The 22,943-nt window shown below is 34.4% G+C and carries 16 protein-coding genes; 12 read left to right on the plus strand and 4 right to left on the minus strand.

Annotated elements, in window-relative coordinates; translation table 11 throughout:
- Position 1: 1 nt before the first annotated feature.
- From BUE22_RS21135 to BUE22_RS21155, 5 genes are all read left to right on the plus strand, one after another.
- A complete protein-coding gene (locus BUE22_RS21135; RefSeq protein ID WP_073397978.1) occupies positions 2-1,357 on the plus strand; it encodes a RagB/SusD family nutrient uptake outer membrane protein in 1,356 nt (451 codons plus the stop codon).
- A gap of 11 nt (positions 1,358-1,368) precedes the next feature.
- Entirely contained in the window at positions 1,369-3,348 is a 1,980-nt protein-coding gene (locus BUE22_RS21140) for a TlpA family protein disulfide reductase (protein ID WP_073397979.1), read from the plus strand.
- 24 nt (positions 3,349-3,372) lie between these two features.
- Complete coding sequence (locus BUE22_RS21145) at positions 3,373-5,970, plus strand: alpha/beta hydrolase family protein (protein ID WP_073397980.1); 2,598 nt, start codon at positions 3,373-3,375, stop codon at positions 5,968-5,970.
- Between the two features lie 148 nt (positions 5,971-6,118).
- On the plus strand, positions 6,119-8,935 hold the full coding sequence (locus BUE22_RS21150) for a M16 family metallopeptidase (RefSeq protein WP_073397981.1): 2,817 nt from the start codon (positions 6,119-6,121) through the stop codon (positions 8,933-8,935).
- A gap of 352 nt (positions 8,936-9,287) precedes the next feature.
- Positions 9,288-9,479: a cold-shock protein gene (locus tag BUE22_RS21155; protein ID WP_042562756.1), complete on the plus strand. Its 192-nt coding sequence runs from the start codon at positions 9,288-9,290 to the stop codon at positions 9,477-9,479.
- 566 nt (positions 9,480-10,045) lie between these two features.
- Here BUE22_RS21155 and BUE22_RS21160 read toward each other — a convergent pair.
- Positions 10,046-10,927, minus strand: a complete 882-nt coding sequence (locus BUE22_RS21160) for a helix-turn-helix domain-containing protein (RefSeq protein WP_073397982.1) — start codon at positions 10,925-10,927, stop codon at positions 10,046-10,048.
- 231 nt (positions 10,928-11,158) lie between these two features.
- Between BUE22_RS21160 and BUE22_RS21165 the strand changes: the two genes are divergently transcribed.
- Together BUE22_RS21165 and BUE22_RS21170 are read left to right on the plus strand one after the other, a co-directional pair.
- Positions 11,159-12,805 carry an alpha-L-fucosidase gene (locus tag BUE22_RS21165; RefSeq protein ID WP_073397983.1) on the plus strand — a complete coding sequence of 549 codons (1,647 nt, stop codon included), beginning with the start codon at positions 11,159-11,161 and terminating at the stop codon, positions 12,803-12,805.
- A 40-nt stretch (positions 12,806-12,845) separates the two neighbouring features.
- Positions 12,846-15,470 (plus strand): glycoside hydrolase family 31 protein, encoded by a 2,625-nt coding sequence (locus BUE22_RS21170; RefSeq protein ID WP_073397984.1) that lies wholly within the window; start codon positions 12,846-12,848, stop codon positions 15,468-15,470.
- A 281-nt stretch (positions 15,471-15,751) separates the two neighbouring features.
- Here the strand turns inward: BUE22_RS21170 and BUE22_RS21175 are convergent, their stop codons facing one another.
- On the minus strand, positions 15,752-16,114 hold the full coding sequence (locus BUE22_RS21175; protein ID WP_073398083.1) for a winged helix-turn-helix transcriptional regulator: 363 nt from the start codon (positions 16,112-16,114) through the stop codon (positions 15,752-15,754).
- Between the two features lie 98 nt (positions 16,115-16,212).
- Between BUE22_RS21175 and BUE22_RS21180 the strand changes: the two genes are divergently transcribed.
- Complete coding sequence (locus BUE22_RS21180) at positions 16,213-16,842, plus strand: nitroreductase family protein (protein ID WP_073397985.1); 630 nt, start codon at positions 16,213-16,215, stop codon at positions 16,840-16,842.
- A 261-nt stretch (positions 16,843-17,103) separates the two neighbouring features.
- Here the strand turns inward: BUE22_RS21180 and BUE22_RS21185 are convergent, their stop codons facing one another.
- Complete coding sequence (locus BUE22_RS21185; RefSeq protein ID WP_073397986.1) at positions 17,104-17,313, minus strand: helix-turn-helix domain-containing protein; 210 nt, start codon at positions 17,311-17,313, stop codon at positions 17,104-17,106.
- A gap of 327 nt (positions 17,314-17,640) precedes the next feature.
- Between BUE22_RS21185 and BUE22_RS21190 the strand changes: the two genes are divergently transcribed.
- From BUE22_RS21190 to BUE22_RS21200, 3 genes are all read left to right on the plus strand, one after another.
- Positions 17,641-18,216 (plus strand): hypothetical protein, encoded by a 576-nt coding sequence (locus BUE22_RS21190; protein WP_073397987.1) that lies wholly within the window; start codon positions 17,641-17,643, stop codon positions 18,214-18,216.
- A 3-nt stretch (positions 18,217-18,219) separates the two neighbouring features.
- Positions 18,220-20,340, plus strand: coding sequence for a cation:proton antiporter (locus tag BUE22_RS21195; RefSeq protein WP_073397988.1), 2,121 nt, complete (start codon positions 18,220-18,222; stop codon positions 20,338-20,340).
- A 64-nt stretch (positions 20,341-20,404) separates the two neighbouring features.
- The gene (locus tag BUE22_RS21200; RefSeq protein WP_159438495.1) at positions 20,405-20,677 is read left to right on the plus strand and encodes a DDE-type integrase/transposase/recombinase; all 273 of its coding nucleotides are present in this window, start codon (positions 20,405-20,407) and stop codon (positions 20,675-20,677) included.
- A gap of 290 nt (positions 20,678-20,967) precedes the next feature.
- Here BUE22_RS21200 and BUE22_RS21205 read toward each other — a convergent pair whose 3' ends face one another.
- A complete protein-coding gene (locus BUE22_RS21205) occupies positions 20,968-21,942 on the minus strand; it encodes an alpha/beta fold hydrolase (protein ID WP_084540308.1) in 975 nt (324 codons plus the stop codon).
- 89 nt (positions 21,943-22,031) lie between these two features.
- On the opposite strand from BUE22_RS21205, the gene BUE22_RS21210 reads away from it, so the two are divergent.
- Complete coding sequence (locus tag BUE22_RS21210) at positions 22,032-22,892, plus strand: LysR family transcriptional regulator (RefSeq protein ID WP_073397990.1); 861 nt, start codon at positions 22,032-22,034, stop codon at positions 22,890-22,892.
- Positions 22,893-22,943 lie beyond the last annotated feature (51 nt).

The following is a 22,943-nucleotide window of genomic DNA, read 5'->3' on the forward strand; positions in this document are numbered from 1 at the left end:
TATGAAATTGCTAAAATTCACACTATATATTTTCCTGCCGGTACTTTTATTAAACTCTTGTAGAGATTATGTCGAAGTAGAACCCGTTGGGAACAACAGAATCTTAAAATATACATCTGATTACAGAGGTTTGGCTAACAATTATGAAAGCATGACTGTTGCAGGAGGAATTTATCTGCTTGCGAGCGCCGATGCAGAATTTCCAACAACCTACCAAAATAGCGTTTCGACTATTTGGTCTAATGCTTATACCTGGCAGGACAAAATATACGATCCGTCTCAGGGTGACTCAGACTGGAACGGTTTATATAAGGCTATTTATTACAGCAACGTAATTATTGACGGAGTAATGGGAAGTCAGGGCGGAAGTGACGCAGAGAAAAAAGAAATCTATGCCGAAGCCTTTGTTCACAGAGCGTTTGCCTATTTACAACTGGTCAATACCTATGGTCCGCAATTTGATCCGGCTTCAGATAATTCTGGAAAAGCAGTTCCATTGTTACTAAAACCCGAATTATTTTCAAAATTAGACAGAAGTACCGTGGGTCAGGTTTACGATCAGATTATTTCAGATTTAAAAAGTGCTTTGGATAATGATATTCAGGATGCAGCACCATTTAATGTCCTGCCGTCAAAAAGAGCGGTTTATGCTTTATTGGCAAGAACTTATCTTTATATGGGCTCTTACCAATTAAGTCTGGATAATGCACAAAAAGCTTTGGCTTTGCAAAACGGTTTGATAGATTTTAAAGAATTAGCTACAGCATACAGCTATCCCGTTTTGGTTCAGAATCCCGAAGTTATATTCTCAAAAACCTTGTTGACTACTTATGACGGATCTCCTTTATCAAATGATTTATTAAATAGTTTTGACAGCAACGATTTGCGTTACAATTATTATACAATAGCAGGAAGCAATTTTTTTCCTACTTACACAGGTAGAGGATTTGGTATGACCAGATATAGTTATACTAACGGAATTAACGTTGGAGTATCGGTGCCGGAAATGTATTTAATTTCTGCCGAGTGTTACGCCCGATTAGGACAAACACAAGAAGCAATTGATAACTTGAATATCGTAAGAGCAAAACGTTACAAATCGGGTACAGTTTATCAGGTTTCTGCCGGAACAAGTAAAGAGGCTCTGGACCTGGCACTGATTGAAAGACAAAAAGAATTTATAGGCAGAGGTTTCCGTTGGTTTGATCAGCGAAGATTAAATCTGGATCCCCTTTATCAAAAAACATATACCAGAGTTTTTAAGGGACAGACTTATAATTTGGAACCTAATAGCGACGGATATGTATTTCCAATCAATCAAAATTATATTGATTTAAACCCAGAGTTGGGGAACTAAAAACAGCAACAATGTTAAAAAAAATAATGAATATCAAATTATTGGTATTGGCGTTCTGCGTCTTTACCATACAGATTTCTGCTCAGGAAGTTAAATCCAGATTACAAGGAATGGTAGATGTACCGATTCCCGGAATGGCTTTAAATATGACTTACGATGCAAAAGGCGGACCTTTGGAAAACATCAAAGAAATCAATGGTTATGCCTACGTTTTTAATGATTACAGATGGGAAATCGAAGATCTTAAAATGAAGAAAAATGGCGCTGTCTGGAATGTAGAATACACCGTTCCAAAAAACTGCGGCTTTATGGCTTTCAAATTTTATGGAAATACAGATAACGGTTTAGTTACAGATACAGGACAAGATACTGGTTATCTTTTGGTTGTTTTTAAGGAGCCAAAAGTAAAAATGCCGGGAGCAGATCTAGCCTGGGCAACTTTTAGAAACAAGGATTTTAATTCTGAATTTGGCGGTTATTTTAAAGACTTTACGATAGACGGAGATGCTACGGAATATTGGTTAAAAAAAGAAGTAGCAGATCAGGGTAACAATTTCCCGAAATTTATTGATACGTATATTAAAGTACTAAAGGTTCAGAAACCAGAAAAATTTGATGCATTAGGACATCATTTTTTAGGAGATTTCACAAAGAAAATGAACGGCCAGCCCGAAGAAGTTTTTCTAAAAGTTTACAATTTATACAAATTTGAGCTAAAAGATCAGGCAAAATCAGATTCTCTTGAAACCGTAATCCAAAAACAATTTCCGAAAGGCGCGTTTCAAAGATTTAAAGCGTATCAAAAAATTATGCCAATTGCAGATGCAGCAGAGAAAAACAAAGTTATAACGCAGTTCTTAACTGATTTTCCATACACTTCTGATGTGCCTGATTCTCAAAAGTACTTCTATGATAATATTGTAAAAACGCAATTTGGATATTATTTTGAAACCAAAGATTACAAAAGTATTTTAGCTTTAATTCCAACTATGAATTTTGCTAATCTAAACGATGCTTATCATCAGAATATATCTAAAGCCTTGTATTTAAAAGTGGTAGATCCTGCTGTTATAGAAACAATGGCCGTGCCTATGATTAAACTGATGCAGCAAAAAGTAAATGATTTATCATACATGCAGGGAATTTACTGGTCTCCAAATCAGGCAAATGAAAATGCTAAAGATAGACTTAACGACGAATTAGTGATTCAGATTCGTATGTACGACATGCTGAAAAAATACAAAGAAGTTTTAGAAACTTTTGAATTGTTGCCATTTACAAAACGTTACGAAAAAGCAAGTATAAACGACATTCATGTAAGAGCCTTAGAAGCCTTAAACAAACCGACTATCGAAGTTTTAAAAAATGCAGCAAAAAACAATACTTTATCAGAAGCGTTAACTGCTAAATTAAAAGAAGCATATTTAAAAGAAGGAAAAAAAGAAGCTGATTTTCCTGCTTATTTAGAGCAGTTGAAAAAAGAAAACAAGTCTGAAGAAAAAATTGTTTGGATGAATCCCGTTCCTGCGCCTGCAATTAAAGTGCAGACAGCAGACGGAAAAGCAAAACAGTTGGCTTTGGACAGTGGAAAAATTATCGTAATTGATTTTTGGGCGACTTGGTGCGGACCTTGTAAAAAAGCATTTCCGGCAATGCAGCAATTGGTAAACAACTTCAAAGAAGACAAACAAGTTGAGGTTTATTTTATCAGTACGCAGGAAACCAAAGAAGGATACAAAAAAGAAGCATTGGCTTACTTAAAAGAAAAAGGATTAAAACTGGATACTTATTTTGATTTAATTAAAAAAGGCGGCGGAACTAATAACGAATCGTTTTCTAAATACGCAGCGATCTTTAAATCAAGCGGAATTCCAAGAAAAGTGGTGATCAAAAACGGGCAGATTCGTTTTACATCCGAAGGATATTCAGGAAATCCGGGTCAGCTTGTTGATGAACTTACAGAAGTGATTAATGCTTTAAAGAAAGAGTAATTTCTTTTTGAAAATCAAAAAAATATGAAAAATATACTTTTACTATGTACACTCGCACTGAGTGTACATAGTTTATCTGCACAGAAAAAAACGGTCGACGAATCGGCTTATCAATCATGGCAAAGAATAAACAATAAATCTTTGTCATACAATGGTAAATGGATTTCTTACAACACCGTTTTTCAGGATGAAGAAAAGGAAAATAAAAAACAAACCATAATTCAGGAAGCTCCAAAAGGAAAACGCTTGATGCTGAATGATATCAGTGATTTAAAATTCATTGGAAAAAAAGACTGGATTCAGTACAGCAAAAATGACAGCACGCTTTTGCAAAATCTAAAAACAGGTGTAAAAAAACTTTGGAAAAGCAAGCATTATACCAATGCTCTTGACGGAACAGATTTCTTGTACTATTCACGTCCGGAAGCTGTTAAAGGAGATTTTTTTCTACAGCGTGTGGTTTTTTACAATTTAGAAAGTAACGACAGTATTTCTATAAACAACATAAAATCATCTCGCTTTTTAAAAAACCAGGCGATTGTATATGTACAAATTGAAAAAGACAAAGCCTATTTAAAACACGGAATTCCAGGCGATAAACAAGAAACTGTTTTCACCGGAAAAGCAGCTGATTTTGGTGATTTTCAATTAAATGAAAAACAAGACGGCGGTACTTTTACGCTAAAAGGCAGTAACAGCACCGATTTTAATATGGTATATTATTTTAATCTGACTAATAATTCAACAAAGCCAGTGTTCAATTATGATGATGTTGTGTTAAACGATCCTGACTTTTCAATTTCAAAAACAGCTTACGGATTAAATGAAGATAGTAATTTCATTGCATTGTTAGTGAATTCTAATAAACGTCAGGAAAATACTCAGATTGCCAGATCAAATATTGAAATTTGGAGATCCAATCAGGGAAGTATGGAACGCAGACAAGAAATGCTGCGAAATTCAAAAACACTTCCAAGCGAACCAAAGTTTATTTATGATATAAAAAACAATAAAGCTATTAAAGTAGCTTCAACTGGCGAATTTGATCAGGTAATTATTCCAGAATCGGGTAATTTTAAAGACATTTTTGCAATTGATAAAAAACCATACACAATAGAAGTAGACTGGACTTTTAACGAACGCAATGATATTTATTGGATTGATGTTTCAACTGGAAAATCTACTAAAGTGCTGACAGGAGTTTTTGGCGCTATATCCTGGAATCCGCAGGGAAGTTTTGCTGTTTTTTATGATGAAAAAGAAAAAGTCTGGACTGTTTTTGACAGCGCTTCAAAACAATTTAAAAACATAAGTTCGCAAATTCCTTATCCTGTTTCTGATGATGATGTAGATATGAAATCCAGTAATACTGCATTTGGTATCGCAGGCTGGTTAAACAACGGAAATACAGTTGTTCTCTATGATGAGTTTGATTTATGGGCAGTTGATCTTACGAATCAAAAAAAGGCTTATTCTATAACGCAGGGATATGGAAGAAAAAACAATATAAAACTTCGTTACAACGAAAATGGTTTTATTGGCGATTTAGACAATAGAAAGTCAATTACTCTAATAGGTTTTGATATCGTGCATAAATCTAAAGGAGTTTACAAATTAACCAATAACAATTCTATAACAAAGGTATTTGCAAATCCTGATTATAATGTAAAAATTGAAACTGTTTCAGGAGATGATTCAAGCATACTTTTTGCGAAAGAAAGTTATACTATTTTTCCGGATTTATGGTGGGGAACGGCTAGTTTTGGATCTCAGCAAAAAATTACAGATATCAATCCGCAGCAAAAAGAATATGCTTGGGGAACTTCAAAAGTATTGACCTGGAAAAGCTTCAGCGGAAAAGAAAATCAAGGTAATCTTTACCTTCCGGACAATTACGACAGTAAAAAAACATATCCGGTTATCGTTCATTTTTACGAAAAACATACGGAAGATTTTAATGTCTATCAAGCTCCTGAGGTTAGTACATCAAACATTAATATTCCAACTTTAGTGAGCCAGGGATATATTGTTTTTCAGCCAGATGTACATTACACATACGGAGATCCTGGAAACAGTGTTTACAATGACGTAATCAGCGGTGTTGAATATTTAATTGAAAAAGGCATTACCGAAAAAGGAAAAATTGGTATTCAGGGACATAGTTTTGGCGGTTACGAAACATCATTTTTATTAACAAAATCAGATATTTTCAGCTGTGCAATTGTAGGTTCCGGAGTAAGTAATTTTACGGCCAATTATCCTGTTATGCGATCAAATGGTATTTCGACTATGTTTAAATACGAGGCCGATCAATACCGTATGGGAAGTTCTTTATACGATAATCTGGACGGATATATTAAAAACTCCACGATTTTTTCTGCTAAGAATATAAAAACTCCTGTACTTATTTTCCATAATGATAATGACCGCGCGGTGCCTTATCAGGAAGGACAATCCTTATTTTTTGCACTTCGTCGTTTAGGGAAAAATGCTTTATTGGTGAACTACAAAAAAGAAGGACATACGCTTGAAGATGCCGCAAACAAAAAAGACTGGACGATCAAAATGCAACAGTATTTTGATTATTATCTAAAAGATGCAGCAAAACCAGACTGGATGTAGTACAAGCCTGTATGTTATTATAATCCAAAGACTGTTATTTGAAGGTTTCAACAGGAATCTTCAAATTAACAGCAGGAATTTCTTATACCATTTTCAAATTACAATTCAAGAATAAATCAATCAAAGAAGAACAAAAATATCAACCAAAATGAAAGCAAAATTATTTCTGGCGCATTTTATAATACTGGGTTTAACTCAGGTTTCAGCGCAGTTTAAAACTACAATTCCACTGCGGAAAGATGTGGTACATGGCACTTTAAGCAACGGAATGCAATATTTTATTCTGCATAACGAATGGCCAAAAGACAGAGCCGATTTTTATTTTGTTCAGAATGTGGGTGCCATTTTAGAAGATGACAATCAAAATGGTCTGGCTCACTTTTTAGAACATATGGCTTTTAACGGAACGGAGCATTTTAAAGGGAAAGGCATTATCAATATGCTCGCAAAACACGGTGTAACGTTTGGGCGTGACATTAATGCTTATACTGCGCATGATGAAACGGTTTATAATCTAAGTAATGTACCGGTTAAAAATCCGGCGTTATTAGATTCGTGTTTATATGTTTTACACGATTGGTCTGGTTTTTTATCTTTAAAAGATGCCGAGATCGATGCTGAAAGAGGTGTAATTCACGAAGAATGGCGTACAAGAAGAAATGCCGATTTAAGAATTGGTTCGCAGCTTGAACCTATCATTTACAACGGTTCAAAATACGGAAAAAGAGATGTTTTGGGCGATATGGATCTTATCGAGCATTTCAAATACAAACAACTGAGAGATTATTATAAAAAATGGTATCTGCCAAACCATCAGGCCGTAATTATTGTGGGAGATATTGATCCTGCAAAAATAGAAGAGAAGGTGAAGAAAATAATGGGTTCAATTCCGATGCCTTCAAATGCTGCAGAGCGAACTTATGAGACTATTCCCGACAATGATAAATTGTTGTATAAACTAGCTGTAGACAAAGAAGCGCAGAAAACATCTATTTCATTAAACTTTAAAAAGAATAAACCGCTTGTCCAGGATCTTGCAGCATTTGAAAATAGTATTGCAGAACAATTGGCTTTGCAAATGATGAATAATCGTCTTAAAGAATATACCGTAAATAATGAAACGGCTTTGTTGGGGGCAGGTTTGAGCTATTCTGGTTTGACACGCTTAACGTCTTTTTTTACTTTAACGGTAAATCCTAAAAACGGAAGATTATTAGAAGCTTTCCAACAGGCTTATACAGAATATGAGCGAGCCATTCAAAATGGTTTTACAAAAGAAGAACTGGATCGTGTAAAAGAAAATATGCGCACGGGTTATGAAAATCAGCTTAAAAACAAAGATAAAATCAGTAATGAAAACTGGGCTTCGCAATTGCAGAATTATTTTTTAGAAGCTTCGCCTGTAATGAGTTTAGAAGACGAAGCAGCGTTTGTAAAAACGACTTTGGCTAATGTAGACGTAAATGAAATCAATAAAGTGTTTCGTGCACTTCCAACAGAAAAAAATCAGGTTTTAACCGTTTCAGGACCAGAAAAAGAAAATGTTACCTATCCAACAGAAACAGATTATACTACGGTAATTAAAAAAGTAAAAGGGCAAAAGTTAGAACCTTATACCGAAACAGTTGCAAATGCTGCTTTGGTAACGGATAAACTTACAGATAAACCAATCGCTAAGAGATTTGAAATTAAAGGAATCAAAGAAGCAAAAGGATATATTTTAGATAATGGAGCCAAAGTAATTATTTACCCAACAACTTTGGCGCAGGATCAGATTCTTTTTTCAGCTTTTAGTCCCGGTGGAATTTCTTTATTGCCCGAAAAAGATTTGCCGTCTTCACAGATTGCGACGGTTTTAGCCAAAAACTCTGGCTTGGGTGATTTTAAAGTGACTGATTTACAAAAACAGCTTTCAGGAAAAACAGTTAAAGTGAGTCCGTTTATTGGTGAACATTACGAAGGATTCAGCGGAAGCGCCGTTAAAAAAGATCTGGAAACACTTTTAGAACTGACTTATTTATACTTTAAAAATCCAAGATTTGAAACTACGGCATACAAACGAATCATTGATTATTATGGCGATGCACTTGAAAATGTAACGGAAAACAATAGTAAAATATTTGGTGATACGATTGCTTTGTTAGACACTAATCGCAGCAAACGAACATTTCTTTTAAGCAAAGAAAATCTTGGAGAACTGAAATTTGATGAGGCTTCTAAAATTTATAAAGAGCGTATTTCAAATGCTTCTGATTTTACTTTTGTTTTTGTTGGAAATATAGCTGAAAAAGACCTTGAAGTAATCAATAAATATTTAGGAAATGTAGCAGGAAATCACACTCAGGAAAAATTTATAGATCATAAAATTGGAACAGCAAAAGGGTTTGTAAAAGAAAAACTGATCAGAGAAATGAGCGTTCCTAAAACGAGTATTTATGTACATCTGGAAAATAGGAATGCAGCATTTTCAGAGAAAAACCAAATTATGGCTTACATGCTTTCTCAATTGTTAGACAAACGTTATTTAGATAAAATTAGAGAAGACGAGGGCGGAAGTTATGGTGTACAAACGCAGAGTTCATTATCTAAAAATCCATCTCCGGTTTTTTTACTTCGCGTAAGCTTTGACTGTAATCCTGAAAAAGACAGCAAACTGCTTCAAATTGTATATGACGAACTGGATGTTATTACAAAAAATGACGTTTCGGATAAAGATTTATCAGACATAAAAGAAGATTTGATAAAAAGCAATCAGCAGAATATTAAGTCAAATTCTTATTGGATGAACACGATCGTTGATCAGTTAAAAACCAATGATAAATTCGTAAGCAGTAATGAATATGAGAAATTGATCAAATCTATTTCGATAAAAGACATTAAAAAATACGCAGCTGAAGTATTGCCAAATGCCGATAAAGTCGAAGTCGTTATGCAGCCTAAAACAGATCAGAATGCTTCAAAATAGCATTTTAGCACTATAAGAACGGCAATTCTTCACTTTGATTTTAATAGTCTCTAAAAGAAAATCTTATGTTTCTTTAAATTTGAATTAGTTATAGAATTTGTAGACTAAAAAGAGCTGTCTTGCCGGACGGCTCTTTTGTATTATGAGTGAGTAATTTTTTTCTTCCGTTTTTAGTAAGATTGAACAGGATTAGGACTTTAAGTCCTGAACCAGAATTATATTTTGTTTGATTTGCAATTTACATAATTTATTGAAATTATTATATAATTTCAATATCTTAAATATTATCTGGTATCTTTTTAGTTGTACACAATTAAAATGCTTAGATTTATCCTTTTATAAATAATTTAATATGCAAGAAGGTACAGTAAAATTCTTCAATGAAGAAAAAGGTTTTGGATTTATAACACCAAAAAATGGCGGAAGTGAAATTTTTGTTCACGCTTCAGGTCTTTCAGAAAGTATTCGTGAAAACGATGAAGTGCGTTACGAAGTAACAGAAGGAAAAAAAGGGCCTAACGCAGTAAATGTAGTTGTGCTTTAATATCCTGCAAAATGTATAAAAGAAGCATCTGTATTAAGCAGATGCTTTTTTTTTATAAACATAGATGCAAAGCTGCATGATACGTTTTTTTCGCGTTTCTAAAATTGAATAACCTATCTGGATAATGGAGAAGGTTTTCTTACTGATTCCTTCAGGGTATTTCAGATCCTGCAAAGGTCAGAACAGTTTAATAAGATTAGTATTGGTATGGCTTTTTGCAAAAGAATTGTTGAAAAACATTTGGGAACCATCCTTGCTAAATCCGTAAAAGGAGCCGGATTTGGTTTTACTGTTTTTTTTCCAATAAATCAGTCGTCGGAATCTTAAACATTTCTATCAAATACAAATAAAATAAGACACGTTTGATGCTGGAACTGTTTCCCACATCAAAGAGATATTCAAATCTAAATTCGACGGTTTTTATTAATACTAGCTTTTTTGTTTTTTAAAATACCACTGTGGCAATCACTAAAATAATGTGATTCGTCTAATTGTGAATAATATCTTTTTGCTAGAATAGCAACTTACAAAATAAAAAAGACCTTATAGAATGTATATGGAGAGAATTACATAGAAGGTTTATTATTCTGATGGCGATATTCTCCCGGAGTCAGGCTCACTATTTGTTTGAATATTTTTGAAAAGTGAGGCAAGTTCGAGAATCCGGTGTCTAAAGCGATTTCCAAAAATGTTTTATCACTGGTTGCGATGAGGTATTGCGCTCTTTCAATTTTTTTTTCATGGATATATTTCATGGGTCTTTGTCCTGTATGAGTCAGAAATTGTTTGGAAAAATAATCCTGATTCTGATTTACTCTTCGGGCTAACTGAGAAACCGTAATATTTTCGCTTATGTTAAGCTGTACATAACTCATCGTATCTAATATTTTAGGAGATGTAATCTGGGGTTTGAATGTTCTAAAGTCTTTTGTGCTTAAAAATCTGGAAATTAATTGAAGAAGAATACCATGGTTTTCAAACTTTAGATGTGTTTTCATTGTATCATTTAGCGAGCGGTATTCTTTATAAAAAGCTTCTTTTTCATATATTTTAGGATTGTCTGATCTATTGATTCCTCTTCCAGGATTATTATGCAGCATTTTTTTTATGAGTGCTACATCAAGTTCTGTACTAGCTAATTTTATTACTTTTCTATTATTGTTGAACAAAGAAATTCCATCAGGAGATTCTTCGAAAAACTGAATAAAATACTGACTCAAAAAGACATCACAGCTCAGATTACAAATTGTAAAACTGGGAACAAGATACAGGTAACCTGGCTCTAAAGCCCAACGGGTTGAACTGTCAGAAATAAATCCATTTCCTTCATCTATATAATAAATTCGATAATAGGGACTAATCACACTATTATAATTCCAATTATGATTAAGTTTTACATAATCAATATGTAATAATGAAAAAGAATATTTAAAAGTATTGTTGGACATAATAACATTATAATTAAAAAATACCGCTTTTGAATAATAAAAGGTCGTTTTTGAATAAAATTTATATATAAATAGATTAATATATTTGTTGTTAATTGTTTTAAAATTAATAATAAAAAAAACTAATAATAAAATTTATATATTAAATATATGTCATAATATTAAATTATGAGCTTGTTTTAATGATTGGTGAAGTCGGAAATATATAAAATATTATAAAATCATAAAAATATGAACAGACGAAATGCTTTAAAATTGGGCACAACAGCCCTGGCTGGACTCTACCTGTCACCTTTATTAGGACAAATTAATATTTTTAACAATTCTGCATTCAAAGGACCTTTCGAACCTACTTGGGATTCGCTTGAAAAATACCAAGTGCCTGATTGGTTTCGTGATGCTAAATTTGGAATGTGGGCGCATTGGGGCCCTCAATGTGAGCCAGAAGCAGGTGATTGGTACGCAAGAGGAATGTATCAGGAAGATTCCTGGCAATATAAATATCATGTTGAAAAATACGGTCATCCTTCAAAATTTGGTTTTAAAGATGTGATCAATGTCTGGAAAGCAGATAACTGGAATCCAGAAGAGCTGGTTAATTTATATAAGGATTCGGGTGCCAAATATTTTATGGCAATGGCGAATCACCATGATAATTTGGATTTGTATGATAGTAAATATCAACCGAATTGGAATTCGACAAAAGTAGGTCCAAAAAAAGATATAATAGCAGGATGGGAAAAAGCCGCTCGCAAAGCAGGCCTTCCTTTTGCTGTTAGTGTTCACGCAGCACATGCCTGGAGTTGGTTTGAAACTGCTCAGCGTTCTGATAAAAACGGATCTTTAGCAGGAGTGCCGTATGATGGAAAATTGACTAAAGCCGATGGAAAAGGAACTTGGTGGGAAGGTTTAGATCCTCAGGAATTATATGCTCAAAATCATCCATTAAGCGAAAGAAGCTCCGATAATGGTGCGATACACGGCCAATGGAATTGGGGAAATGGAGTAGCAAAGCCTTCGGAAGCTTACATGGAGAATTTTTATGATCGAACCATTGATTTGATTGACAAATATAATCCTGATATGATTTATTTTGATGATACCGCATTACCATTGTGGCCTGTCAGCGATGCAGGTTTACGTATTGCGGCACACATGTATAACAAAAGTCTCCAAAAAAATAAAACCGTTCAAGCGGTAATCACAGGTAAAATATTAGATACACAGCAAAAAAAAGCCTTGGTTTGGGATATCGAAAAAGGACAAGGTAATGATATAGAACCTTTGCCTTGGCAGACAGATACTTGTCTTGGTAACTGGCATTATGATCGTGGGGTTTACGAAAGGAAGGAATATAAGTCAGCTAAAACAGTTATTCATACCCTGATTGATGCAGTAAGTAAAAATGGGAATTTAATGCTTAATATTCCGGTAAGAGGAGATGGAAGTATCGACGAATTAGAACGACAGATTGTAAAAGAAATTGGTGTTTGGATGAAACTAAATAGCAAAAGTATTTATGGTACTCGTCCTTGGAAAATATTTGGGGAAGGCCCTCAGCTAGGGAGCGCCGGAGCTTTAACCGCTCAAGGTTTTAATGAAGGAAAAGGAAAACCCTTTACATCAGAAGATATTCGTTTTGTTCAAAAAGATAAAATACTTTATGCTACTGTAATGGCATGGCCGGAAAGCGGTACTGCAATTATTAAAAATTTGGGTAAATCTAACCAACATCTTATAGAGGAAATAAGACAGATTAGACTAGTTAGTACAGGACAAAAACTGAAATTCAAGCAGAATTTAAATTCTCTTGAAGTATATTTTCCAAATCAAAAACCAGAAGCTTCTTATGCGAATGCTTTGGAAATTTTATCATAATGTAAATTGATTTTGTTTTATAATTCTACATAAAGATTAAATGAAAAAAATAACAATTCTATTTGTCTTCCTGATTCCAATATTTTGTATTGGACAAGTGGTTAAGAGCTATAAGAAATATAAAGATAAAGTAATTATAGCTTTCGATAAAGGTGAACTGTATTTAAGTCCTCTAACCGAAAATACCGTAAGGATTCAGTATGGCTTGGAAATGAAAAATCAAATTCCTGAATTAGTTTTTACTTCGAAAGTTAAAGTACCTGATTTTAAGGTTTCTGAATCCAACTCACTAATTGAAATTGCTATATCAAAAATGATTATTGCAGTAGATAAGAAGACTGGATCATTGTCTTATCGCAACCATGAGGGAAAAGTTTTTCTTAGCGAGAAACCTGATAGTCGTATTTTGAAACCAAGTTCAGTACAAGGTGTACCTTGCCAAATTGTTGAACAAGGTTTTAGCACTTTACCCGATGAATATATTTTTGGAACAGGTCAGTTTCAGGACGGATATTTAAATATTAAGGGATTACCCAGAAGACTAACCCAAGTGAATACACAAATTGCTATTCCATTTATAATGTCAAGCAAAGGTTATGGTTTGCTATGGCATAATTATGGTCTTACTGATTTTAATCCTGCTGATAGTATTGTTAAATTAAAGCCTGCAGGTATAAGTGGGGAAGCGATAACTGTTGCTGTTACAACTACTAACGGAACACAAAAGGAAACTCGTCAGGACGGTGTTTTTATCGGAAATTTCACTATTAAAGATACAGATGAGTACGCTATTCTACTGGATGTGGGACAAAAAATGGCCAGAAAATGGCAATTGACAATTGACGGTAAGGAGGTTCTTAATTTTAAAAACCACTGGTTACCACCAACAACCAGTACATTGGTTAAACTAACAGCGGGTAAACACGAGATTACTGTTACAGGAGAAAAAAATGATCTCCCCGTTGTGTATTATCGTAAAATCACCAATGAAACAGTATTTAGATCTCCTGTCGCGAGCATACTGGATTATGTTGTTTTTGCCGGAAATTCAGATGAGGTTATTTCAAGCTATCGTAATCTGACAGGACAGGCTCCGCTTATGCCCATATGGGCATTGGGCTATATTCATTGCCGTGAACGTTTTACTACTCAAGATGATTTGCTTGAGAATGCCAGAGCATTCAGGGAGAAAAAATTGCCAATGGATTTAATTGTTCAGGATTGGCAATATTGGGGTAAATACGGTTGGAATTCGATGAAATTTGATGAAGAGCTGTATCCGAATCCGTCTGCAATGGTAAAAGAATTACATCAAATGAATATGCGACTAATGCTTTCCGTTTGGTCCAAAATTGATAAAGAAAGTGTTGTTGGTAAAGAGTTTAGTAACAAAAAATACTATATCCCAAATACAGAGTGGGTTGATTTTTTTAATCCTGATGCAGCAAATTATTATTGGAAAAACTTTAGTAAAAAACTATTAAAACCTTATGAAATTGATGCATGGTGGCAGGATGCTACTGAACCGGAAAATGATGATTTGGTAAACAGAAAAATAAATAACGGAACAATTCCCGGAGAGCAAATGCGAAATGTGTATCCGATGTACGTAACAAAAACAGTTTATGAGGGTTCTCGTAAAGATGCTCCGGATAAAAGGGTTTTTATCCTTACCAGAAGCGGATTTTCAGGCCAACAGCGTTATGCAGCAGCTGTTTGGACTGGAGATGTAGGTAACGATTGGGAAACCCTACGTCGACAGCTAACTGCTGGATTAAATTATTCAATAACAGGATTGCCTTGGTGGACTTTTGATGCAGGAGGGTTTTTCCGTCCGGGCAAAAGCCAATTTACGGATACTAAATTTCACGAACGCTTTTTAAGATGGTTTCAGTTGGCTACATTCTCTCCACTACAAAGAGTACATGGATATGAGACGAATACTGAGTTTTGGAGATATGGTGAGAAAGTAGAAGCCGAATCTTTAAAATATTTAAACTTTCGTTATCGTCTGCTTCCGTATATTTATTCCCAAGCAGCAGATATAACATTTAAAAACGGAACCTTGATGCGTCCACTGATAATGGATTTTGCAAATGATACAAAAGCACTTCAACAAAAATATGAGTATATGTTTGGACCTGCGTTTCTTGTGGCGCCAGTTGTTTCAGAAGGAATGGAAAACTGGGATGTTTACTTGCCAGAAAATCAATCAGTATGGTTTAACTTTTGGACGGGAAAACAGTATAAAGGTGGGCAAACAATACAAACAGCTTCGTCTCTTTCAACTATTCCTCTATATGTAAAATCGGGTTCTGTAATTCCAATGGGTGAAAAAATACAGTACACAAATGAAAAGCCTGCTGAAAATCTTGAAATTAGAATATATACAGGATCAGATGGCAAGTTTGAACTTTATGAAGATGAAGGAGTAAATTACAACTATGAGAAAGGAGCTTTTTCGATTATACCTTTTGAATGGAATGAGCAAAAACAAACCCTTACAATTGGAAAACGAAAAGGCAAAATCTTTAATGGGTTAATTGAAAACAGGGTATTCAATATCGTTTGGGTTAATGAATCAAACGGTGTTGGTCTCGAAAAAGCGGAAACAAATATCTCTGTAAAATACATTGGAAATAATATTGATATTTTAAGAGAATAAAAGTAAACTTTTATAATTTCATTCTAATTCTAAGCTTACAGTTAGTCATTCTTATAACAGTTTTTATGTTGAATTTATAGAGATTAACCCTCTTTAAAAAGTAAAATTATGATTTCAAAAATGTTATGTTACACCTGTGATTTAGTTGATGATGACGAATTAATAGATTTTTGAAAGCTGTTAAAACAAGCGATATTGTATTGTTTATAACACAAACAGATACAGTCCATTTTGACGTAGGAATGTACAACGGCAACCTGCAGTAACTAGTGATAAACAGCTCAATCCTTTTTCATTCTGCTGATGATGCGTTTTCTGTGAATGAATCCCCAATCTGCTATTGTATTGGTGAGCTCTTTAAGCGAATTGCCGTACTCTGTAATTCGATATTCGACGGCAACAGGCGCAGTGCTTAACACTCTACGCTCAATAAGCTCATTTATTTCCAGATCTTTCAATTCGCGGCTGAGCACTTTGCCGGAAATACCTTTAACCTCATTCAGCAGTTCGGAATAGCGCATTGGCTTATAGCACAAGCAGGCAACGATGGACATTTTCCATTTCCCATTTAAAATATCCATTGTATCGCTGATCGCTAATATTTTATGGGCGCAATCTTTTATTGGTTCAAATTTCTGTTCCATATCATTTAGGTGGTTACCCATTTGTCACTATAACTTTTTGTCACTAAGTGACAAATATACACATAACTGATATAGCTTTGCATTAAAATTATATAAATATGGAATTGATCAAAAATTTACAATGGCGATATGCTGTTAAGAAATACACAGATGAACTGGTTAGTGAAGACAAGATTGACCAAATCATCGAAGCCATCAATCTTAGCGCTTCTTCCTGCGGGATACAGCCTTATCGCCTGATTGTGGTAACTAATCCTGAAATACGACAAAAATTAGCGGAGGGATCATTCAATACTCAGATCTTGAATTCTTCTCATTTACTTGTTTTTGCTGCATTTAACAATATAACCAGCGAGTACATTGCAGATTACGTAGCAATGATGGAAAAAAAACGCGCTTTGGAAGTTGGAGCTCTAAATCCTTTAAAGGATGCAGTGACTTCTTTTTTTTTCACTCAAACTCCCGAGCAACACGCGATTTGGTCTGCTAAACAAGCTTGTATTGGCCTTGGAACTGCCTTAATCGCAGCAGCTGAACTTAAAGTAGATGCTACTCCTATGGAAGGTTTTGATCCGGAGTTGTTTAATAATGTTTTGGGTTTGTCAGAAAAGAATCTTCATGCTTCTGTCATTATTTCTTTGGGCTATCGCGATACTGCAAACGATTATTTGGCTTCCATGTCAAAAGTTCGCCTGCCAATTGATCAATTTGCAACTAAAATAAAATAATTGAACTACTATTTACAGATGTGATAAATTATCAGAATTTAAATTCAATTTTGATTCGAACTTATTAAAGTAAAAAATAATAAACCTCCAAAAAAGTTTGGAGGTTTATTATTGACTGTACTGTAATATGTTACTGATAATGATATTATTCCGTTTTCATTTTTCGCTCAAATTCTCGTTTCACATCGATATATTTATTATCACAACGTAAATTCACCTAAATCTCCGCGATTACGGTTAGTGGTTGTCAGTGGTCGCTGTTTACTTATCATTAACATATTCTAAAATGTCGGCTGGTTGGCAGTCCAAAGCTCTACAAATAGCTTCCAAGGTGCTAAAGCGGATCGCCTTAGCTTTTCCAGTCTTTAATATTGAAAGATTAGATAATGTCAAATCAACTCTTTCAGAAAGTTCATTCAGAGAAACTTTTCGTTTTGCCATCATCACATTCAGGTTTACAATTATTGGCATAGCTTACGCTGTTAAGTCGTTATCGTTTTGGATTTCAACTCCTTTTTGAAAAATTGTCGCAATAACATAGACTACGGCTGCCATCAATATAAATGCCTGATTGTCTACCCAAAACTCGTTTAGATTGTCGATAACATAACCATGATGTTGTAAGTTTTAAACTAATTTACTGTAATCTTTTTTAATTTCGTGGCTTGCTTTAATTGAAATTTACTGATTTATTCTTATTTTCTATATCAACTTTAATGGAAGCTTATTGTTTTTAAGGTTTCTTTTATTTTGTATAGCGGTATATTTTGGTTAAATTGTATATCCAAAAAAAGATTTATGAAACAATTACCTCTACTATTAATTCTTGCCTGTATTTTTATTTCATGCGAAAACAGAAAAGAACAGGAGCTGCTGAAGAGAGAAAAGGCTATAATTTTAAAGGAAGAAGAATTTGAAAAAAAAGAAGCAGATTATAATGCATTACTCTCTATGCGCGACAGCATCTTTGCTTTAAAAGACACTATAAATAGGGATGCTGAATTAATTACGGAATGGTCGGAATCGCTTAAAGGTTTCTGGAACAGTAAGATGCTGTGCAGAGAATCAAACTGCAGCCAGTACGTTATAGGAGACCAGCGTAATGAAGCCTGGGAATTTGTATCTGATTCTACCGGAACTTATACGAATGTTCTAAATAATAAAAAGCTGGTCAGGGTATTTAAGGCAAAATACCTAAAAGATAAAATAATGCTTGAATTCAGCAGTGACAGTGTTTCTAAAAACAGAGTAAAAATGAATGTGGTTCTTGATGATATCAAAGAAAATATTATTAAAGGCACGCAGACTATTACCGGACAGGATAACTGTTCTGCCAGATTCTCGGTAGAACTTACACTTCCTCAAAAAAAATAATTTATGTTATTAAGTATACAACACGTCAGTCTTCCTATTGAAGATCCAGTGCTAAAATTCCTTATCGAACTCATTATTATTTTATGTATACCGCTTTTACTGAATAAAATAAAAGTGCCGCATCTGCTTGGCCTCATTATAGCTGGTGCCGTTATAGGTCCAAATGGATTTAACGTTCTTGCCAGAGACAGCAGCATAGTGGTAACAGGTACTACAGGACTGCTGTATATAATGTTTCTGGCAGGACTGGAGATAGACATGGGTGACTTTAAAAAAAATAAATGGAAGAGTATCACTTTTTCGCTGTATACCTTTATTGTGCCATTTGCCCTGGGACTTATAGGCGGATATTATATACTTCATTTTTCGCTCTTAACCTCGGTATTGTTTGCCAGTCTTTTTTCGTCACACACTCTTATTGTATATCCAATGGTGAGTAAACTCGGAATAGCAAAAAAGCTGGCAGTAAATGTTACGGTAGGCGGAACAATGATTACAGATGTACTTTCACTAGTAGTATTAGCTGTTGTAGTAGGTATGTCACAGGGAGAAGTAGGTACTTCATTTTGGGTTACACTATCTGCTTCCATGCTGGTATTTGCTTTAGTAGTTTTACTTCTTTTTCCCATCATAGCACGCTGGTTTTTTAAGAATGTAGAAGACAAGATTTCGCAGTATATTTTTGTAATTGTAATGATATACCTTGCAGCCTTACTGGCAGAATTAGCAGGAATAGAAGCCATTATCGGAGCATTTTTTGCTGGTCTTGCCCTAAACAGGCTTATACCTCACACTTCATCACTTATGAACAGGGTAGAATTCGTGGGCAATGCTATTTTTATTCCTTTTTTCCTGATCAGTGTTGGTATGCTGATTGATTTTAACGCTTTTATCCAGAGCTGGGAAACACTGGGGGTAGCCTCAATTATGCTTATTGCTTCAATAGGAGGAAAATACGCAGCAGCTATCTTAACTAAAAAGACATTTAATTTTACAGATGATGAAGGCAGGCTTATTTTCGGAATGAGCGCCGCCTCTGCAGCAGCGACACTTGCATCTGTAATGGTAGGATATAATATTATTTTATCTGAAAATGAAGCAGGCGAGCCTGTGAGGCTTTTAAACGAACATGTGCTTAATGGTAGTATTCTACTTATCCTGGTTTCCTGTACTATTTCATCTTTTGTATCAATGGCAAGTGCCCAGAGGATTGCCGATGCTGATAAAGAAGAAACTGCGGCGGGTACGGGTGATGAAGAAGAAAAGATTCTGCTGGCTGTAAATCATGAGCATACTGTTGAGAAAATGGTTAACCTGGGACTTCTTATAAAAAATAAAAGTAATAAAGACAAGATTTTCGCACTTAATGTGATTAATGAAGAAAAAAGCGAGTCGTCTTCAAAAAATGCAGAAAAACTGCTGGGTGAAGCTGTAAATATGGGCGCAGCTGCGGATGTTAAAATAAATCCGATAACACGACATGACAATGATGTAATTGCGGGTGTTAATAACGTGGTAAAAGAACAGAATATTACGGATCTGATTATTGGTCTTGAAGAAGAAAAAGGATTCTCAACCTCTTTTATTTATAATCTTTATAACGGTTACCTGCAAAATAAGCATATAAATTTGATTATCTATCATGCGGTCCAGCCAGTGTCAACTATTAAAAAATATGTTGTTCTTATTCCTGCCGATGCGGAGCGCGAACCAGGTTTTTTCCATTGTTTATTAAGGATTTGGAATATCGGAAAAAACTCGGGTGCTAAAATGAGTTTTTATGCAAACGATAAAACTCTTGATGTATTGAAAAGCATTATTAAAAAGGCAAATATTGAAGCTGTTTTTAATGCTGTAACTTCCTGGCAGGAGGCTGAAAATATGGCAAGCAGTCTTGAAGAAGATGAAGGGCTTATCATTCTAATGGCTGACAGGGGTATGCATTCTTATTTTCCTCAGATGAAAGAAGTGCCTGAAATTTTAAATAAAAAACTCCATAATAACAATTATTTATTAATTTATCCTTTCTCAAAAATTGATAATACGGTTACAGAAAAAAGATCCGTAAGTAATCTTGATGATTTTGCTGATATTGGAAAAATTATTGGCCGAATTTTTAAGTAAGAAAATAGTGGTTCTGTCGCATTTGGTAATAACTTTTATCTTTATAAATTTAAGCTCATCCAAAATGAATACTAACTACAGGCCGATAGTAATCAATATTGATAAAAGTGGTTCTAATTTGGCAGCTATCAAAGTATACAACAAGCGTTCGTTTTCAAAGATTAAAATCCGGCAATGTAAATATCTCAACAATATTGCAGAACAGGATCATCGTTTTATCAAATGGCATACACAAAACGGATTAGGCTTTAAAAGTTTTGAATCAGTTATACGAAAATTGAGTGGAATTGAAGTTGTGCATATGCTGAGAAAGAATCAAATGGTTAGACTAGGTTGACCATGTTTAAATCATTTTGTAAATTAGCAGTTTAGCTTTTGAATTACTTAAATATTTGTATTTAATTCTGATAGATGCGACAGAACCATACTCTGATTCTTTTAATTATTTGAAAAGCAAAAATATATTTTTATAGTAAATAACAGAAAAATATCAACCCTTTTAAATCGCATAAAAGCGAGTTGGAAGATAAATACAAATTAAATTTTTGTAAAAAAAATATCAGGTACACTTTTATCTAAAAAAATAGCGGCTTTTATAACCGCTATTTTAAATATATTATAGCCAAATTATTTAGGAAGTTTGGCAAGAAACAACAATATATCAGTTCCGATTTCTTTATAATGAGTTTCCAGGGCAAAATGACCCGTTTTATAGAACTTTACAGTAGTATTTGGATTGTCACGTTTGTATGCTTCTGCTCCTGCGGGAAGAAAATAAGGATCCTGACTGCCCCAAACAGCTAACATCATAGGTTTTTTATCTCTAAAATAAGCTTGAAATTTAGGATATAAAGCAACATTGGTTCTGTAATCTTTTAGCAGGTCAAGCTGTATCTCGATGTTTCCCGGGCGATCCAGAAAATGCTGATCCAATGTGTATGTTTCAGGTGCGATAAGAGCAGCATCCGAAGCACCTTCGTGATACTGATACCAGGTTGATTCTTTAGAAACAAAATCCTTAAGCGCGTCTCTGTTAGCCAGCGAAGGATCTTTCCAGTATTTCTGAATAGGATTCCAACCATTGCTTAATCCTTCTTCGTAGGCATTGCCATTTTGTGATATGATGCCAGTTATCTTTTCCGGATTAGCAAGAACAAGCCTGTATCCGGTTGGCGCGCCATAATCGAATACATAAATGGCAAAACGTTTTAAACCAAGCTTATCGATAAAGCCCTGCATAGTGTTGGTAAGATTATCAAAAGTATATTGAAAACTAAGATGATCCGGTGCATCTGAATAGCCAAAACCAGGCAGGTCCGGAGCTATTACATGATATTTTTTGCTTAAAATAGGAATAAGATTTCTAAACATATGAGATGATGTAGGGTAACCATGCAGTAATAATACAATTGGAGCATTTTTAGATCCTGCTTCACGATAGAATATCTTTAGTCCGTTGACTTCCGTGTTATTGTAATGAGTGGTATGAATTTCAGTGTTCTCTTTTGTAGTTAAAGAGTTTTTAACTTGTGCATTTACATTTGTTCGTGGTAGCATAATTATAGCTAGAATTAGAATTAAGGATTTAATTGTGTTTTTCATATTTTCAATTGTTTAAGACAAAAATACAGTCTATATTTGATACCTGAAAACGATTTATAATGATCTAATCAATCACTAAAAGTGATACTATGAATAGTAATGACCTGAAAATATTTGAAGCCGCAGCAACACTCGGAAGTTTTACGAAAGCTGCAGAAGCAACCTTTACGGTACAATCAAACGTAACGGCTCGCATAAAAAATCTCGAAGATGAATTTGGAGCTGAACTGTTTAGAAGAGTAGCCAGAAAAGTGGTTCTAACTGAAGCAGGGGAAACACTTTTGCAATATGCTAAAAAAATAGGACGATTATTGGATGATGCAAAAAGTGATATACAGAGTGCAGACAAAATAGGAGGGACAATACGCATAGGGTGTATTGAGACCACTATGGCTTTTAAAGTGCCAGAAATCATCAAAGGTTTTGCAGAATTTTATCCCAATGTAGAGCTTGAATTTTATTCTTCGATGTTGTCAGCATTGATAAACGATGTAATCAGTTATAAACTTGATGCTGCTTTTGTTGCAGCACCCATAAATATTCCGGGTTTACAGCAGCTTATTGTTCGTGATGAACAACTTGTAATAATTGCAGGTGGTGATGTGGATAAGCTTTCGGTAGTATTGAAACAAGAACCTTTAAAAATAGTAGTTTTTGAGCAAGGTTGTTTTTTCAGGGCGCGACTTGAAACCTGGCTCGGTTCAAAAGGAATCCTCCGTTATAAAAGTACCGTAATCAATTCGATAGAAGGCATTATTAATTTTGTGGAGGCAGGTCTTGGTATTAGTATACTTCCTGCAGAAGTGGTAAATCAGTATTACAGGAACAGAAATATAAAAACTTTTCCTTTAACTAAAGAACTTGCCACGATGACTACAGTGTTAATTTACAGAAATGATGAAGAACCTTCAAAGGCTTTAAATGTATTTTTAGATCAGTATCGGAATTAAATCGGAATTTGTGGGAATGGCCAAATTATATTGCCAACGCTTTATACAAAC

The organism is Flavobacterium pectinovorum (assembly GCF_900142715.1).
Classification (GTDB): domain Bacteria; phylum Bacteroidota; class Bacteroidia; order Flavobacteriales; family Flavobacteriaceae; genus Flavobacterium; species Flavobacterium pectinovorum.